11 protein-coding genes are annotated in these 17,890 nt (G+C 43.1%); 10 read left to right on the plus strand and 1 reads right to left on the minus strand.

All coding sequences use genetic code 11. The features are described 5' to 3' along the window. From AC1DRQ_RS23940 to AC1DRQ_RS23975, 8 genes are all read left to right on the plus strand, one after another. Positions 1-2,885 (plus strand): SusC/RagA family TonB-linked outer membrane protein (locus AC1DRQ_RS23940; protein ID WP_477427521.1); only part of this gene is annotated, 2,885 nt, incomplete at its 5' end. A gap of 36 nt (positions 2,886-2,921) precedes the next feature. Then, positions 2,922-4,520: a SusD/RagB family nutrient-binding outer membrane lipoprotein gene (locus AC1DRQ_RS23945; protein ID WP_477427523.1), complete on the plus strand. Its 1,599-nt coding sequence runs from the start codon at positions 2,922-2,924 to the stop codon at positions 4,518-4,520. Between the two features lie 67 nt (positions 4,521-4,587). Continuing rightward, entirely contained in the window at positions 4,588-5,208 is a 621-nt protein-coding gene (locus AC1DRQ_RS23950; RefSeq protein ID WP_477427525.1) for a hypothetical protein, read from the plus strand. A gap of 75 nt (positions 5,209-5,283) precedes the next feature. Next, positions 5,284-6,621 (plus strand): M20/M25/M40 family metallo-hydrolase, encoded by a 1,338-nt coding sequence (locus AC1DRQ_RS23955; RefSeq protein ID WP_477427527.1) that lies wholly within the window; start codon positions 5,284-5,286, stop codon positions 6,619-6,621. 37 nt (positions 6,622-6,658) lie between these two features. Then, complete coding sequence (locus AC1DRQ_RS23960) at positions 6,659-9,433, plus strand: M14 family metallopeptidase (protein WP_477427530.1); 2,775 nt, start codon at positions 6,659-6,661, stop codon at positions 9,431-9,433. Positions 9,434-9,483: 50 nt separating this feature from the next. Next, positions 9,484-10,929, plus strand: a complete 1,446-nt coding sequence (locus AC1DRQ_RS23965; RefSeq protein WP_477427532.1) for an amidohydrolase — start codon at positions 9,484-9,486, stop codon at positions 10,927-10,929. A gap of 48 nt (positions 10,930-10,977) precedes the next feature. Beyond that, positions 10,978-13,782 carry a M14 family metallopeptidase gene (locus AC1DRQ_RS23970; protein ID WP_477427534.1) on the plus strand — a complete coding sequence of 935 codons (2,805 nt, stop codon included), beginning with the start codon at positions 10,978-10,980 and terminating at the stop codon, positions 13,780-13,782. 162 nt (positions 13,783-13,944) lie between these two features. After that, entirely contained in the window at positions 13,945-14,916 is a 972-nt protein-coding gene (locus AC1DRQ_RS23975) for a sugar phosphate isomerase/epimerase family protein (RefSeq protein WP_477427536.1), read from the plus strand. Positions 14,917-14,929: 13 nt separating this feature from the next. On the opposite strand, the gene AC1DRQ_RS23980 is transcribed toward AC1DRQ_RS23975, so the two are convergent. Beyond that, positions 14,930-15,517 (minus strand): RNA polymerase sigma factor, encoded by a 588-nt coding sequence (locus AC1DRQ_RS23980; RefSeq protein WP_477427538.1) that lies wholly within the window; start codon positions 15,515-15,517, stop codon positions 14,930-14,932. A gap of 288 nt (positions 15,518-15,805) precedes the next feature. Between AC1DRQ_RS23980 and AC1DRQ_RS23985 the strand changes: the two genes are divergently transcribed. Further along, complete coding sequence (locus tag AC1DRQ_RS23985; RefSeq protein ID WP_477427540.1) at positions 15,806-16,801, plus strand: FecR family protein; 996 nt, start codon at positions 15,806-15,808, stop codon at positions 16,799-16,801. A 319-nt stretch (positions 16,802-17,120) separates the two neighbouring features. Further along, a partial coding sequence (locus AC1DRQ_RS23990) for an STN domain-containing protein (RefSeq protein ID WP_477427542.1) occupies positions 17,121-17,890 on the plus strand: 770 nt, incomplete at its 3' end.

Below are 17,890 nucleotides of genomic sequence, written 5' to 3' on the forward strand. Positions count from 1 at the left end.
GTACAGTAAATGCCGACAAGCTGGCTCAAAAATCAGAGCCCGATCCCCTAAGGGCATTAACGGGCAAAGTTGCCGGTGTTAATATTCAGTCATCAGGCGGGGTTGCCGGTGGGGGTACCAATATCACTATCCGTGGTAACTCATCCCTAAACGGCAATAATCAACCCTTATTTGTTGTTGATGGTGTTCCGTTTGATAACTCCAGCTTTACAAACGTAGGTGCAACCAGTGTTGGCGCATCGGGTGTTACCAACCGGGCATTTGACCTTGATCCTAATAACATCCAAAGCATGACTGTATTAAAAGGTGCTGCAGCAGCTGCCTTATACGGTTCAAGAGCTGCTAACGGGGCTGTTATTATAACTACCAAATCCGGAAAAAAACAAAGCCGCAAAGGAACAGAAATTACGTACAGCACCTCATACGCGTTTGAAAATGTATCCGGCTTGCCTGATTATCAAACCAGCTACGGGCAGGGTACTAATAACGATTACAGGCAAGGGGTTTATGCATCGTGGGGGCAACCATTTGAAGGTATTCCAAGCATTTTGCCAACGCGGTCAACAGTTCCGGCTCAGCTAACAAGGCAATTCAGCTCTGCGGTATTTCCGCAGTTTTATGAGGCCGATGGAATAACACCTATCCAGGTACCCTATAAATCATACGCTAAAGAAAATGTAAAAAACTTTTTTCAAACAGGAAGTGTGTATGAAAATGCGGTTAATATATCTTCGGGTAGCGAAAAAGGAAACTTTACCGCCGGTGTATCCAGAACCACCAACACCGGCGTGGTACCTAATAACGAAATTAACCGTACATCTATCAACATAGGTGGCAACATAAAGCTTGAAAACAAATTTTATGCAAGCGGTTCTATTAACTATGTAACCACCGATCAAAAAACTCCGCCTATCGGGGGTTCTACAGGCTCTATCATGTCGGCGTTAATGTATACGCCTACCAGTTATGATCTTACTCATTACCCTTTCGAAAACCCAATTGATGGTACCAATGTATATGATTATACAGGAGTCGACAATCCTTACTGGTCTGTTAAACACAGTGTCTCTACCAGTAATGTCGACAGGTATTACGGAAACCTGGTACTCGGATTTGATCCGCTGCCCTGGTTAAACATTCAAAATACCGCGGGCTTTAACGCTTATACAGACAGGAGAGTAAATGTAAGAGGTAAAGGGTCTTCTTCATACCCTAACGGAAGTATAACTACTGATGATATTTATCGCCAGGAGCTTGATAATACCTTCTTGGTTACCGTTAATAAAGCGATTAATAACAATCTGACATTAAAATGGATTTTAGGTAACAACATTAACCAGCGCGAAACAAACCGTAAGGCCTTTTATGGCGACGGAATGATAGTTGCAGATCTGAATACCATCACCAATACAAGTTCGGTAACCCCGGTTCAGCTGGTAAATAACCGCAACATTTTGGAGCAACGTTTTTACGCGTTTTTTACAGACATTACCTTAGATTATAAAAACTACGCTTCGTTAAACCTTGTTGGCCGTAATGATATATCATCTACCTTGCCGGCAAATAACAGGAGTTATTTTTATGGCGGCGCCAATGGATCGCTCATATTTACCAGGGCATTAAAAATACCTGATAACATTCTGAATTTTGGTAAAATAAGAGCAGGTTATACCCGCGTAGGGAATGAGGCTTCCGCCTACCAGACGGCCGAGTTTTACCTGATCAATTCACCTTTAGGAGCATCTTCAGGTATCGGTTCTATAGGTACACCCTTTACACCTGCTGGTGGCAGTACCTACAATTCGGTTACCCTGGCAAACTTGCTTACCAACGATAATTTAAAGCCCGAATTTATTACAGAGCTTGAAGTAGGTACCGAGCTGCAGTTTTTTGATAACCGTATTGGTTTGGATTTTACTTACTACAGCAAAAAAAGCACGTCGCAAATATTTGAAGTAACCGCGGCGCCTTCATCAGGCTTTACCACGCAGATATTGAATTTGGGTAGGGCCACCAATAAAGGTGTTGAAGTAGGGCTTAATTTTTCACCCTTCCGTTCGCCCAAAGGTTTTAACTGGGATGTATCAACTGTATTTACCCGCAACCGTAACGTTATTAATGATCTGGGCGGTTACAAGCAATTTGTTTTCGGGGGAGCCAGTGGCACAAGCAGCGTACATATTGTAGGCCGGCCTTATGGTTTAATATATGGAACGGCTTATGCACGCGATGATACAGGTAATATCCTGATTGATCCTAATACCGGGAAGCCACTTATTTCAGGTTCATTACAAGCTATTGGTAATCCTAATCCCGATTTTATATTGGGTGTTACCAACAGCTTTACTTTTAAGAATTTCTCTTTAGGCATTTTGTTTGACTGGAAGAAAGGTGGTGAAATTTACTCCAATACCGTTGGGCAAATGATGGCGCGCGGTGTTACTAAAGATACAGAACACCGGGAAATTGCAATTGTATCACCGGGAGTACTCGGTAATGCTTCAACTTTACAGCCATTACGTGATGCTAACGGTAAAGAGATCCCTAATAATGTTGCTATATCTTATGAGGATTATTTCTTCAGTGGTGGTTTAGGGCCCGGAGGTGTTGATGAAGGTTCCATATTTGATGCTACCGTATTTCGTCTCAGGGAAGTATCTTTTTCTTATCAGTTACCAAAAAATCTATTAAAAGGAACACCATTCGGCTCGGCGTCTATTTCTGTGAGCGGGCGGAATCTTTGGTACTATGCGCCAAACTTTCCTAAATACACAAATTTTGATCCTGAAGTAAGTTCATTAGGTGTGGGTAATTCACAGGGGTATGATAACCTTGCTGTTCCTACAACTAAAAGATTTGGTATTAACCTCAGAGTCAGCTTTTAAGCATTAAAATTAAACGTATTTAAATTAGGTATTTTTATGAAACTCAGAAATAAAAGATACATTTTACTGCTAACAGGGATTTTGCTGGTGAGCAGTTCCTGCAAAAAATTTGTAGATATAAACGCCGACCCCAATAATCCTACAACAGCACAGTTAGCACTTTTATTACCATCTACCCAGATATCCCTGGTAGGTAATATGTACCAGCTTAACAGTGGTACATCAACCTTTGTACAGCAAACGGTATTCTCTACCGGCCAAAGTCGTTTTCAGCAGCAGGGAACAGATTTTAGCAATTCATGGGATGGCTTTTACAGTCAAACCCTGAATGATCTGGAATTGGTTATTGGTAACGGAACAACACAGCAGCAGTGGGGGTATGTAGCCATTGCTAAATTCGAAAAGGCCTATCTGTACAGCTTAATGGTTGATATGTGGGGCGATATTCCTTACTTATCGGCAGAAAAAGGTCAGGCAAACGCCAGTCCCGGTTTAGATAAAGGAGCAGACATTTATGAAAAGCTACTGGTTTTAATAGATGAGGGCATTGCCGATGCAAATAAAATAACAGCAGTATCGCTGGTTCCGGCAACTTCAGATGTGTTTTATACAGGCACTAAAAGCTCATGGATCAGTATGGCTAATTCATTAAAGCTAAAGTTATATAACCAGATCCGTTTGGTTGATCCTGCCAAATCGGCTACAGCTATTAAAGGTTTGATAAGCGGCGGGGCACCTTTAATTAGCAGTAATAGCCTTGACTTTACTTTTAAATTCGGATCCAACCAAAACCCAAACAACCGTCATCCATGGCACCGTGCCGATTACCAGGCTGGTAAAACTTTTTATGCAAGCCAATCATGGATGGACCTGTTATTTAATGGCGATGATCCGCGCTTGCGTTATTTTATCTTCAGGCAAAATGCAACTGCCGGCTTAAATAACTCAACCAATAGTAATGGCTATTACGGGCGTAACCCGGGCGATGGTACAGCTGCTCCGGCCGATCAATCCCGCAGATCAGTTTTTGGGATCTATCCGGCTGGGGGATTATACGATAACACCCCTATTAATAACCTGCCGTTAACAAACCTTTACCTCACCAACACCGGCGCTACCGGCGCGGCAAAAGTGGTAGCCGTTACAGATGGTACAGGTGCAGGGATCATGCCATTGATCACTAACGCGATGGTTAAATTTATCAGGGCCGAAGCCGCATTGACCTTAGCTACAGGTGATGATGCCCGCCAGAATTTTAGTGATGGCGTTACCGCAAATTTAAATAGCGTAAGTAGTTATGCGGCAACAAATGGCGGCGCTACATTATCCGGGTCAGCCATAACGGGTTTTGTAAACAGGCTGCTTGAGCAATATGATGCCGCGGATAACAGTGGAAAGCTAAACCTGGTTATGACACAAAAATATATTGCTGATTACGGCAATGGTATGGAAGGGTATAATGATTACAGACGAACTGGCCTGCCGGTTTTGCGTCCGCTGTTGTCTCCGTTAAATGTATTTCCGCTTCGGCTTTATTACTCGCAAACAGAACTGTCTGCCAATACCTTTTTTAGCGCTAATGGTAGCCAGATTCAGGTAGCGCAGCAGATAACGCCTGTTTTTTGGGATAAATAACATGGTTGACTTATAATTTATTGAACCTAACTAAATAAACATGAAGTATTACCAAACTAAAACATATATGAAAAATCTCCTACTGGCCATGTCGTTGATCTTGCTGGGATTAGTTGCCTGTAAGAAAGTTCATTACGAATGGGAGGACTACACTTATACTGCCGTCCCTACGGTTAAAATTGATACCACAAAATCGGCATTACCAACCCGGCAGGCTGCTAAAGTGGTCTTTTTTAACCTGAAAGACCCAAATCTTGCAGCCGAACAATTTTCATTCGCATTAAACTGGGAAGCCCTGGGAACAAGCGGTGTAAAATCCATTGAAGTATACAGCAGTTTTAACAGGGCCGAAGCAAGTGTCCCCGCTTATCCTATCGTCATATCTTATCCGGGGAACCAGTATCCAAATATTGCCCAGTTCCCGCTGCCCAGCATTGTTGGCGCAAACGATAAGTTGTTTGATACGGTTACAGAGTTCCCTAAAACGTATACGTTCACAGCAGCTCAATTGGCAAGCATAAATGGGATTGCCTTGAGTGATGTTAAGGTAAATGATTACTTTTTATTCAAGTTTATACTTAACCTGAATGATGGTAGCCGGATAGTTACCTTCTTTAATAACATTGTTGATGAAGCACGTGGTGAACCCGGTGATTGCCGTACCGGTGCAAGGTTTAAAAGCCAGTAACCAGGTATAAATATTTTAAACCCGTAGCCGTTGCGGTTACGGGTAAATTGAAATTCAATCTGTAAAAAATATAGCATGAGCATTATCAAAAAAAGTACGATAAAGGCAGCAATGTTTTTATTGATAGCAGGAGCTGCGCCCAAATTATACGCCCAGGAAGAAGCCCCGGAAGTAAAAAAAATAGTTATTGCCGGCAAGCAGTATAGCCAGGAGGTAAGTACCATAGCCGGAAAATCGCCCGTAAAAAAAGCGCTGCAAACCATTGTTGACCTGCAGCCGCAAACACTGGAAGATCATATATTGCTTACTGAAATACCAGCGCCTCCATATAAAGAAACGGTGAGGGCTAAGAAATTTGCCGAAATGCTAAAGGCTGCCGGAGCAGATTCTGTGTGGATTGATACAGCAGGGAATGTAATAGGTAAAGTTAAAGGCCGAAAGGGTAAAAAAACAGTTGCACTGGAAGGGCACATGGATACCGTTTTTCCCGAAGGAACCGATGTTAAAGTGGTTCATAAAGGCGATACTTTATATGCTCCCGGCATATCTGACGATACCAGGGCGCTTGCCGTAGTACTCACGGTACTTAAGGCGGTGAAAAAGGCTGACATAAAAACAGATGCGGATATGTTGTTTGTAGGCGCGGTAGGGGAAGAAGGGCAGGGCGACTTGCGCGGTGTAAAAAACCTGTTCAGCGAATCGCGGCCGGCTAAAATTGACTCTTATATCGCCATAGATGGCACCAGCGTAGATAGGATAGTGCACCGTGGCCTGGGTTCACATCGTTACCGTATTACCTATAAAGGTTTGGGTGGTCATTCATCTGGAGCATTTGGATTGGCTAATCCGCATAACGCGTTAGCCCGTGCTATTCATTACTGGGTATTGGATGCAGACAAGTTTACACGTGAAAAAGGGGTACGGGTTACCTATAATGTGGGTGTTATTGGCGGTGGTACTTCTGTTAACTCCATTCCTTTTGAATCATGGATGGAAGTTGATATGCGGTCCGAAAGTCCGGAGCGCCTGGCAGGGATAGATAAAATGCTGCAGGACGCCGTTCAGAAGGCTCTTGCAGAAGAAAACCAAATGAAACGTTTGGGGCCTAACCTTGCAGTTGATGTAAAATTAATTGGCGAGCGCCCTTCGGGAATGGAAGATCCCAGCATTCCATTTGTGCAGCGTGCTATTGCCACAGCCAGCTTTTTACAGGCATCGCCCAGTTTAGGGGTAGGCTCAACCAATTCAAATATCCCTATTTCAAAAGGTATCCCGGCGGTAACAATTGGCAGTGGTGGTAAATCGGGCGGTGCACATGCTTTGGGCGAATGGTGGCTTGATGATAAAAAGGCTTATATAGCCACGCAACGTGCATTGTTATTGTTGCTGACCGAGGCTGGCGTGTCAAAATAATTCAAACTAAAAACTAAACATTATTAAACAATAGATCATGATAAGAAAACTTAACCGGATGCTTCTTTTACCCATGCTTTTTTACGCGGCGGTATCTCAGGCGCAAACAGTTCCTTCACCAAAGGAGCACTTTGGTTTTAATATTGGGGATGATTATCAGCTGGCAAATTATACGCAAACGGAAGCGTATTTTAAGAAACTGGCTGCTTCTGATCGTACCCGGTTGGTAGATATTGGTATGACCGAAGAGGGGCGGCACCAATATATGCTCATCGTTTCCTCGCCTGAAAATTTAAAAAAGCTTGATCATTATAAAGATATTTCCCAAAAGCTGGCCCACGCCGATGGGCTTACAGATGAGCAAGCCAAAAGCCTTGCATCCGAAGGGAAATCAGTAATATGGATTGATGGCGGCTTACATGCCACCGAAGTGGTAGGCGCGCATCAACTAATTGAAACTATGTGGCAGCTGGTGAGCCGCAATGACGAGGAAACGCAGAATATTTTAAAGAACGATATTATCCTGCTGGCACATGCCAATCCTGATGGGCAGGAGCTGGTATCAAACTGGTACATGGGCGAAAAAGATCCTAAAAAACGTAATACCAATGTGCCCCGTTTATGGCAAAAATATGTTGGGCATGACAATAACCGGGACTTTTACATGATGAACATGAAGGAAAGCCAGAACATCAGCCGCCAGCTGTTTGTAGAATGGATACCACAGATCATGTATAACCACCACCAGCGTGGTCCGGCCGGGTCAGTATTGGCTGGGCCTCCTTACCGCGATCCGTTTAACTATGTGTTTGACCCGCTGATTGTAACCAGTATTGATGCTGTTGGCGCCGCCATGAATAACCGGCTGAATGTGGAGGGGAAACCCGGTTATACACAACGTGCAGGTTCCCAGTTTTCTACCTGGTGGAATGGCGGCCTGCGTACTACGCCGTATTTTCATAATATGGTAGGCTTGCTTACCGAAATTATAGGAAACCCAACTCCGGAGACTGTTGCTTTGGTTCCTGAACGCTTAATTCCTAACGGAGCAACACCCAATCCAATAGTTCCTCAAAAATGGCATTTCCGTCAATCAATTGATTATTCAGTTTCGCTGAACTATGCGGTGTTGGATTATGCGGCCCGTTACCGTAGTGAATTGTTGTACAATATCTATCGTATGGGTAAAAACTCCATTGAGCGTGGTAACAGTGATCACTGGACGTTTTATCCAAAATTCATTGATTCCATAAAAATGGCTTATAAAAATGAGAAAAAGCCAGCAAAAAAGGATAGCAGTACCAACCAATCGGGCGAGTTTGCTTTTGGCAGGGAAGGCGATATTCCGGCCAAATACTATGATCAGGTATTAAAGGATCCTAAGAACCGCGATGCACGTGGGTATATTATCCCGGCTGATCAAACTGATTTCCCAACTGCAGTGAAATTTATTAATTCCCTGCTTTTATCGGGCATCCAGATAGAAAAGGCCACCGCTGATTTTACAGTAGCAGGCAAAAGCTACCCTGCCGGATCATACATTGTTAAAACAGACCAGGCTTTCCGTCCGCATGTGATCGATATGTTTGAGCCGCAGGATCACCCTAACGATTTTCAATATGAGGGTGGCCCACCAATAAAACCTTACGATGCCGCCGGCTGGACATTGGCTTTTCAAATGGGCGTTAAGTTTGATCGTATGGTAGAAGGTTTTGACGGACCGTTTCAAAAAATAGCTTATGGCGATCTGCAATCACCTCCACCGCTAAGTCTTACAACTACAGCAAAGGCCGGTTACCTGATTAGCCCATCCATCAACAACGGATTTATAGCGGTTAATGACCTGCTTAAAGCCGGTGTTAAAGTTTACCGCTTGCCAAACGGTATAAGTGATAAACCGGGTGACGGACCCGGTACATTTTATATTCCTGCTTCGGCCCAGGCAAAAACGGTGCTTGCTAAAGAAACATCGGGTTTTGGGCTTAAAGTTTCCGGTATAGAAAAAGCCCCGGCGGGCGCTGTTAAAATTTCGCCGACACGAATTGGCATCTGGAATACTTATGGCGGTTCTATTCCATCGGGTTGGGTGCGCTGGTTAATGGAACAATACCACTACAACTATCAGATCATTTATCCGCAGGAAGTTGATGCCGGCGATCTGAGGAAAAAATACGATGTACTGATATTTGTTACCGGTGCTATCCCACCGGTTGGCAGGGCCGAGCGCAGTGAATATCCTGACAGGCAACCCAAACCCGATTCTGTAGTCGCAGAATTCCGGCCGTGGCTTGGTAAGATCAMGGCTGAAAAATCAATCCCCCAGCTTAAAAAATTCATGGAAAGCGGCGGTACAATAGTAACCATTGGGACAAGTACTAACCTGGCTTATCATTTAGGTTTACCTGTACATAATGCCTTGGTGACTAAGGGGCCTAATGGTAAGGATCGCCCGATCTCGGCATTGAAATATTACATACCAGGTAGTTTACTACACACCCGTTTTGAAACCACAGAGCCTGCCAATTATGGTATGCCCGCCGAAAATGATGTTGATTTTGACAGGAGCCCGGTATTTAAATTGGATGATGATGCCGCGGCAAAAGGTGTAAAACGGCTGGCCTGGTTTGATACCGATAAACCATTGCATAGCGGTTGGGCATGGGGGCAAGCCTATTTAAAAGATGGCGTTGCTGCTTTTGTAGCCCCGGTAGGTGCTGGCAAACTGTATGCTTTTGGTCCCGAGATCACTTTTCGTGGTCAGGCGCAAAGTACATTCCGGTTATTATTTAACCAGCTGTATTCCAGTAAGTAATGCGAGCAAAATTATATTGATGATTTAACAAAATATCAAAACGTTTTTTCATGATTAAAAGAATCATATTACTTAGTTTTTTCTCGGGCATTGCGCTTATAGCCTCTGCACAGAAAAACGCGGAGAAAGAAAAAATCATAGCTTCCATACAGGGTAAGGAAGCAGCATATGCTAACATTGCCCATCAGATATGGGGTTACGCAGAGCCGGGTTATCAGGAAGTAAAAAGTTCCGCTTTACTTCAGGATCAACTAAAAAATGCCGGTTTTGATGTAAAAGCAGGCGTTGCTGATATTCCTACCGCATTTGTGGCTTCTTATGGCAGTGGCGAACCCGTTATTGGTATCCTGGCAGAGTTTGATGCATTGCCAGGTTTATCCAATATAGACCAACCCGAGCAGAAAGCATTGGTCAGCGGTGCAGCAGGACACGGTTGCGGCCATAATTTATTCGGTACCGCATCAGTGGCGGCAGCTATCGCGGTTAAAGACTGGCTTAAAAATTCAGGCACAAAAGGGACCATCCGCTTATATGGCTGTCCCGCGGAAGAGGGCGGATCAGGCAAAGTGTATATGGTAAGGGCTGGACTTTTTAATGATGTAAACGCCGCACTGCACTGGCATCCGGGTAACGAAAACTCGGCGGCAATCGAACCCTGGCTTGCTAATAAAAATGCTAAGTTCAGATTTTACGGGGTTGCTTCACATGCGTCGGGAGCACCCGAAAAAGGGCGGTCGGCATTGGATGCCGTTGAGGCAATGGACAATATGGTGAACATGATGCGTGAGCATATCCCTTCAGCTACACGAATCCATTACGTAATTACGCATGGCGGAGAAGCACCTAATGTGGTGCCTGCTTTTGCTGAGGTTTATTATTATGTACGGAACCCTGAAATGCAAACCGTTAAAGAGATCTGGGAACGGGTGGTAAAAGCAGCCGAGGGCGCGGCTTTGGGCACCGGCACCCGGATGGATTATGAAGTGATTGGCGGCGTATATAATATGTTGCCAAACTTAACCTTATCCAAAGTGATGGATAATAATCTGCGGCTTGTAAAAGGATTTACATATACCGAATTAGAAAAACAGTTTGCCGAAAAGATTCAGGCCACCTTAACGGGCAATAGTAAAACCATTCCTTTAGCAGAAACCGAAAAAATTAAACCTTTTAGCGTTTCAACCGAAGCGGGTGGTGCTTCTTCGGATGTGGGCGATGTAAGCTGGACTGTTCCTACGGCTGGTTTTATTGCAGCAACATTTGTACCCGGTTCATCAGGCCATAGCTGGCAAAATGTGGCCGCTTCGGGTAGTAGTATTGGTACCAAAGGAATGATGGTGGCTGCTAAAACCCTGGCTCTTTCGGCGTATGACCTGTTTAAAAACCCGGAACTGGTGAAGAAAGCCAATGTAGAACTGGCTGATAAAAGAGGCGCGGATTTTAAGTATGATGCCATGCTTGGTAATAGGAAACCTGCATTAGACTATCGTAAATGATTTATTAAAAATGAATAATTACCATGCTATACAACTAAAACTTATCTTATGAAAATTAAAAATTGTTATGCTCTCGTTGCATTGTTATGCCTGTGGGCTTCTATTGCAGCAGCACAAACTATACCATCGCCCAAAAGCTTTTTTGGCTTTAATATTGGGGATGATTATAAACTAACCAACTATACCAAATCTGCGGAATACTTTAAAAAGTTAGCCGCAGCATCCAACCGCACCAAGCTGGTTGATATTGGCCTCACCGAAGAAGGACGTCACCAATATATGATGATCGTATCGTCGCCCGCAAACATTAAGAACCTGAATAAATATAAAGAGATCTCGCAAAAGCTTGCCCGTGCCGAAGGCGTTTCAGAGCAGCAGGCGCTTGCCATGGCGGCCAAAGGTAAAGCCGTTGTTTGGATAGATGGTGGTTTGCACGCTACAGAAGTTGTTGGGGCCCACCAATTGATCGAGACCATGTATCAGTTGATAAGCCGCAAAGACCCGGAAACCATGCGGATCCTGGATAATGTGATCATCCTGATGACACATGCCAATCCTGACGGAATGGAATTGGTATCGAACTGGTACATGCAGGAAAGTGACCCTAAGAAACGGAACCTCAACATCCCGCGCCTGTATGAGAAATATATAGGGCATGATAATAACCGGGATTTTTACATGATGAACACTAAAGAAAGCACCAACATGAACCATCAGTTGTTCCTGGAGTGGTTCCCTCAAATTATGTACAATCATCATCAAAGAGGACCAGAGGGTTCCGTACTGGCAGGGCCGCCTTACCGCGATCCGTTCAATTATGTATTTGATCCTTTAATGATCACGGGGATAGACGCGCTTGGCGCGGCAATGTACAGCAGGCTAAATACCGAGAACAAACCGGGATATACACGCTTAACCGGTTCAAGTTTTTCTACCTGGTATAACGGCGGTTTGCGTACCACCACACAGTTCCACAACATGATCGGCTTATTAACGGAGATAATTGGTAATCCTACGCCCGAAAAAATTCCGGTTGTGCCGCAACGTCTTATTCCAAACGGCGCCACTCCAAACCCGGTTTTACCACAGGATGTTTGGCATTTTCGCCAGTCGATAGATTATTCTGTATCCCTGAACTATGCAGTGCTTGATTATGCAGCCCGGCAGCATGATGAGGTTCTTTTTAATATTTACAGGATGGGTAAAAACGCCATTAATCGTGGTAATAAAGATAATTGGACACTATCGCCTAAAAGATCAGACGCGATTACGCAGGCTTACAAGAATGATCAAAAAGGTACAGACAAACCCGATGCAGGTGCTGCCGGCGGAGGTAACCCCGACGACCCGATGGGCTGGAGTACAAGAGGAAATAATATCCCGATCAAATACTACGATGCCGTGCTGAAAAACTCTGAACTGCGCGATCCAAGAGGTTATATTATTCCTGCCGATCAGCCAGATTTTCCTACAGCAACAAAGTTCATTAACGCGTTGATCAAAGCAGGTATCCAGATCAATAAGGCAACCGCCGGTTTTACGGTAGCCGGGAAAAACTATCCGGCTGGTTCTTATATCGTGAAAACCAACCAGGCATTTCGTCCGCATGTATTAGATATGTTTGAGCCACAGGATCATCCAAATGATTTTCTTTATCCGGGAGGCCCGCCAATTAAACCTTATGATGCTGCCGGCTGGACACTCGCTTTCCAAATGGGTGTTAAGTTTGACCGTATCCTTGATGATTTTAACGGACCATTTCAACGTATCCCTTATGGCGAAATTCAATCGCCAGCAAAACAAACTGTTGTGGCTGCTGCAGGTGCCGGCTACTTGTTAAGCTCGCAGGTGAATAATTCTTTCATAGCCGTTAATGAGCTGCTTAAAGCCGGTGTTGAAGTTTACCGCTTACCAAAAGGCGCTTCTGGCATGTCAGAAACCGGAACATTCTTTATCCCGGCAGGAGAAAAAGCCAAATCAGTACTGGAAAAGGCAGGAGCTACTTTGGGTGTTAAAGTTACAGGAACTGATCAGAAACCTGCTGATGCTGTAAAGATCTCGTCTATGAAGATTGCACTATGGGATATGTATGGTGGCTCCATACCTTCCGGCTGGCTCCGCTGGCTTTTGGAGCAGTATCATTTTCCGTATGATGTTATTTATCCGCAGGATGTTGATGCAGGTAATCTGCATAGCAAATATGACGTGATCATTTTTGTAACAAGAGGGATCCCTCCGGTTGGCGGAGAAAGGGTAAACAGGGCAAGCTTATTTGGCAACGTAGAACCAAAACCAGAAGAAGTACCATCCGAGTTCAGGAACAGACTGGGTAAAATAACCCCCGAAAAATCAATACCTCAACTTAAAACCTTCCTGGAAGATGGAGGATCGGTAGTTACCATAGGTAGCAGTACAAACCTGGCTTATCACCTTGGCTTGCCGGTTCATAACGCGCTTGTTGAAAAGAACAGTAAAAATGAAGACAGGCCATTGCCAGGGACAAAATACTATGTACCCGGTAGCGTGCTGAGCGTAAGTGTAGACCCAACGGTACCGGCCGCATGGGGCATGACCAATGTTGCTGATATTGATTTTGATAATAGTCAGGTTTTTAAATTAGATAGCGGAGCCGTAGAAAAAGGAATAAAGCCAATTGCATGGTTTGCCACCGATAAACCCCTAAGGAGTGGCTGGGCATGGGGACAGGCTTATTTAAAAGACGGTGTAGCCGCTTTTGTGGCTCCGGTTGGCAAAGGTGAGTTATATGCTTTCGGTCCCGAAATAACCTTCCGTGCACAATCACACGGAACCTTTAAATTGCTTTTTAACCAACTATATTCCATCAGTAAATAAATTTAGTAATACCCTTTGATTTGTTTTTTTAGTTTGAAGCCCGGCCCGTAGTGGCCGGGCTTTTTTTATGAGCAGGTAACAGTTTCAATACAAAATTTGCAGACTTCAATAAATTGATAACTTTGGTATAACCAACGTATTACCAAACCCGGGATATAAACCATGAAAAAGCATAATTTATCAAGACGCCAGTTTATTGGCAGCAGTGCGCTTGCCGCAACCGGCTTTTTGTTATTGTCAAAAACATCTTTTGCCGCCTCTGTTTTAAACAGTACAGGCAAACCCAATTCGGTTATTAATGGTGTGCAGATAGGGGTGATCACCTACTCCTTCCGCAGTATGCCTGGTACAGTTGAAGATCTGCTGAAATACTGCATTGATTGCAATATAAACGCTATTGAACTAATGGGCGATGCCGCCGAGATATATGCCGGTGCACCTAAAAGGCAAGGTGGTGGATATGGAAGACCGCAAACGCCCGAAGAAAAAGCAGCCACCGATGATTTTAATAAAAAAATAGCTGAATGGCGTACTAATGCTCCGATGGATAAATTTAAAGAGCTGCGTAAAATGTTTAATGATGCTGGTGTGACCATATACGCATGGAAACCCAATGCACTGGGAGCACGCAATAGCGATGCCGAGATTGACTATGCTTTTAATGCGGGCAAGGCACTGGGCGTGGGCCATGTTACCGTTGAATTACCAGACGAAGCCCAGACTAAACGACTTAGCGATATTGCCGCCAAACACAAAATGATGGTGGGCTATCATGCACATACACAGGCTACCCCAACGCTTTGGGATGCTGCCTTAAGTCAATCGAAATATAATGGGATAAATTTAGATATTGGCCATTATGTGGCGGGTACCAGCAGCAGCCCTGTTCCGTTTATTGAAAAATACCACGACCGTATAACCAGTATGCACATTAAGGACCGTAAATTTAACGACGGCCCCAACCAACCCTGGGGACAGGGCGATACCCCAATAAAAGAAGTGTTGCAGTTAATAAAAAAGAACCGCTATAAATTCCCTGCTACCATTGAACTGGAATACAAGATACCCGAGGGCTCAGATGCTGTAAAAGAAGTGAAAATATGCAGGCAGTTTGCTGCTGATGCTTTGAGTTAAGAAAGCTGTTTACTCACTTTTTAAAATGGAAAGTAAGTGCCATTAAAAGGAAATAAACAATATCAGACCGTGAAAATTGCGCCCTTAGATTTTTAAGGGCTGCAATCAGATGATTTTTTACCGTGTTTCTTGAAATCTGTAATCGATCAGCAATTTCATCGTATGTTAACCCTTCTTCCCGGCTAAGCCTAAAAACCAGTTGTTGTTGTTTGGGTAGGTTTTTAAATGCGGTTTCTGCAAAATCCTGCAAGTTGTTAAACAGTACGGTTTCTTCCGTGTCGTTATGTAAATAAGTAACGGACTCCCATAGTTTTTCTAACCCGGCTTTTGAGGTTGTAAATTGCCGTAATGAGTTTAGGGTTACGCGCCGGCCAATGCTGAACAGATAAGGCCCTATTGGATAAGCCTCATTTAGTTTTGCCCGGTTAAGCCAAAGGTTTAAAAATGATTCCTGAACAACCTCTTCGCTCAATTCCTTGTTTTTAAGAAAACGAAAGGCAAAATTATAAAGTCGTTTGCTGTAAATATTGTATACCAGGTAAAAAGCGGCCTGGTCATCATTTTTCAGACGGGCAGCATATTCATCACCTTGGTTTTCCAACAACTTCACTAATATGTAAGGGGCTAAGTACTTTAAATTTACCAAATCTAAAAAAGATTTGATAATAACAATATAACATTATGATAAAATGTTATTCTTACAGGTTAACGTAAAAACAAGCTAACTAATTGTAATACAAAGTATATTCTGAGATTTTTATTGATTGGTGAACGTGGTTATTTTAAAAAAAGAATTTCTTTTTAAAATATTTTAACAAGCTATAGTCCTAAACTAAATCAAATGTGTATTACCACTATATCCGCGACCAAATAAATTAAAGCTAAGACTGTGAATAAGGAACGTATAGGTTTTCTTTTAAAAAAATATACTGCAAATAATATAATCAGGAATGATTTTGAGGAGCTGATGAGCTACATCTCCAGATCAGCATCCGATCATGAATTATATGAATTTATGGAGGAGGAGTGGGATAGGTTAAATGAAGGTGATTCCTTTGATGATATACAAAGTAAGCTTTTATATCAAAAGATCACTGCTGACCCAAGATTTGCTTTAAGCACTGTGTTACCTGAGGAACGTGTTTTTGGGTTAAAAAAATGGCTATCGGTTGCAGCAGGGTTATTAGTTTTTTTGAGCATTGGCTTTTATATCGCTTATCATATTAACACCACTCCACAACAGCAGGCTGTTGTTTATCAGGAACGGGTAGTGCCCAATGGCAAAAAGATACAGATAAGCTTACCCGATGGTACCCAGGTTTGGGTAAACTCGGGTAGTAAACTACGGTTCCCTTCCAGTTTTACAGGAAACAAGAGAGAGTTATACCTGGAAGGCGAGGCTTATTTTGATGTGGCCCATGATGCAAAAAAACCATTCATTATTCATACGGGCAAAGTGTTTACCCAGGTGTTGGGCACTGCTTTCAATGTAAAAGCATATGGCTCCAATGAAATGAGTGTTACAGTAGCCCGTGGTAAGGTAAGTGTTGGATTGTCAAATAAATTATTAAGTGTGTTAACACCCAACCTGTGTTTAAGTTATAACCAAATGAATGGTAACGCGAAAACATATAAGGTTGACGCTTCAAAATTACGGTGGATGAACGGCGATTTGATATTTGATAACATGAAACTTGACGAGGCTGCCAGGATAATTGAACGTTGGTATGATGTTCAGATAAACTTTGCCGGTGCTGAGGCTAAAACTCATCGTTTTACCGCTTCATTCTTAAAGCACGAAAATATTGATCAGGTGATGAATGTGCTGAGTGAACTTTCCGGTTTTAAATATGACAGGGAAGGTAAAAAAATTACAATTCAATAAAAATATTAACCCAAAAACTTAAAAAACATGAAGAAAAAATAACACAATCAAAGCTATCATCATGATAGCAAATCATAAAAAAAGAAACCGCTGCGGCGCCAACCGCAACGGCTTTTAGTAAGGTAACAGAAGTATGAGATCTGTTACCGGTCGAGTTTAAACCAGTTTCCAAAACCGCTTAAATCAAAGTAAAATTATGAAATTTTTACTACTTAAATTTTTTTCTGTTCCAAAAAAGAGCGCCATACCATTAACAATACTTCTTCGCATTATGAGGTATACTTCAATTACCTTAACAGTTTTACTTATTTGTTGTAACATGCTGTTAGCACGTGTAACAAATGGCCAAACCATTAGGGACATAAGCATAATTATGGGCGTGAAAAATCAAAGCCTCAAGTATGCTATAAAGCAAATAGAAAAACAAACCGACTTTAGGTTTGCTTATAAAAACGATCAGCTTAAAGCATATAGCGATGTTACCCTGCCCGCTGGCAACCGCACGGTAGAGGAAACATTGAAGCTTTTATTAGGCCAAACTGACCTGATGTATAAGCAGCGGAATAACTACATTCTTTTAGTACCTAAGCCTGTAGCAATGCCACAGAGCGAAAGTAAAAATGAAGTGATAACACCGGCCCAGGATATCACCATAAATGGAAAAGTTACCGATAAGGCAACAGGTGAAGCCCTGATAGGGGTTTCCATACGTGTTAAAGGTGGCCCTAATGGGGTTGCAACGGATGTTAACGGTGCCTACTCCATAGTTGCACCCGACAATGGTGTATTGGTGGTATCTTATATAGGTTATACAACTGCCGAAATACCCGTTAATAAACAAGCTGTAATTAATATTGCGTTAGAGGCTTCATCAAAAGGCTTAAACGAAGTTGTAGTAGTGGGTTATGGTACGCAGAAAAAAATAAACCTTACAGGTTCAATTGCTACTGTAAACAGCGATAAATTAGAGAACCGCCCCGTTGTAAATCTCGGTGATGCATTACAAGGACTCGTTCCTAACTTAAACGTGAGCCTTGGTGGCGGCCAACCAGGAACCGCGGCCACATTTAATGTACGGGGTACAAATAC

Source organism: Mucilaginibacter sp. P4_E8, assembly GCF_056401495.1.

Bases quoted from the DNA above. Each gene is read 5' to 3' on its own strand.
- AC1DRQ_RS23955 (WP_477427527.1), top strand. From the start codon at position 5,284: ATGAGCATTATCAAAAAAAGTACGATAAAGGCAGCAATGTTTTTATTG.
- AC1DRQ_RS23965 (WP_477427532.1), top strand. From the start codon at position 9,484: ATGATTAAAAGAATCATATTACTTAGTTTTTTCTCGGGCATTGCGCTT.
- AC1DRQ_RS23945 (WP_477427523.1), top strand. From the start codon at position 2,922: ATGAAACTCAGAAATAAAAGATACATTTTACTGCTAACAGGGATTTTG.
- AC1DRQ_RS23950 (WP_477427525.1), top strand. From the start codon at position 4,588: ATGAAAAATCTCCTACTGGCCATGTCGTTGATCTTGCTGGGATTAGTT.
- AC1DRQ_RS23975 (WP_477427536.1), top strand. From the start codon at position 13,945: ATGAAAAAGCATAATTTATCAAGACGCCAGTTTATTGGCAGCAGTGCG.
- AC1DRQ_RS23970 (WP_477427534.1), top strand. From the start codon at position 10,978: ATGAAAATTAAAAATTGTTATGCTCTCGTTGCATTGTTATGCCTGTGG.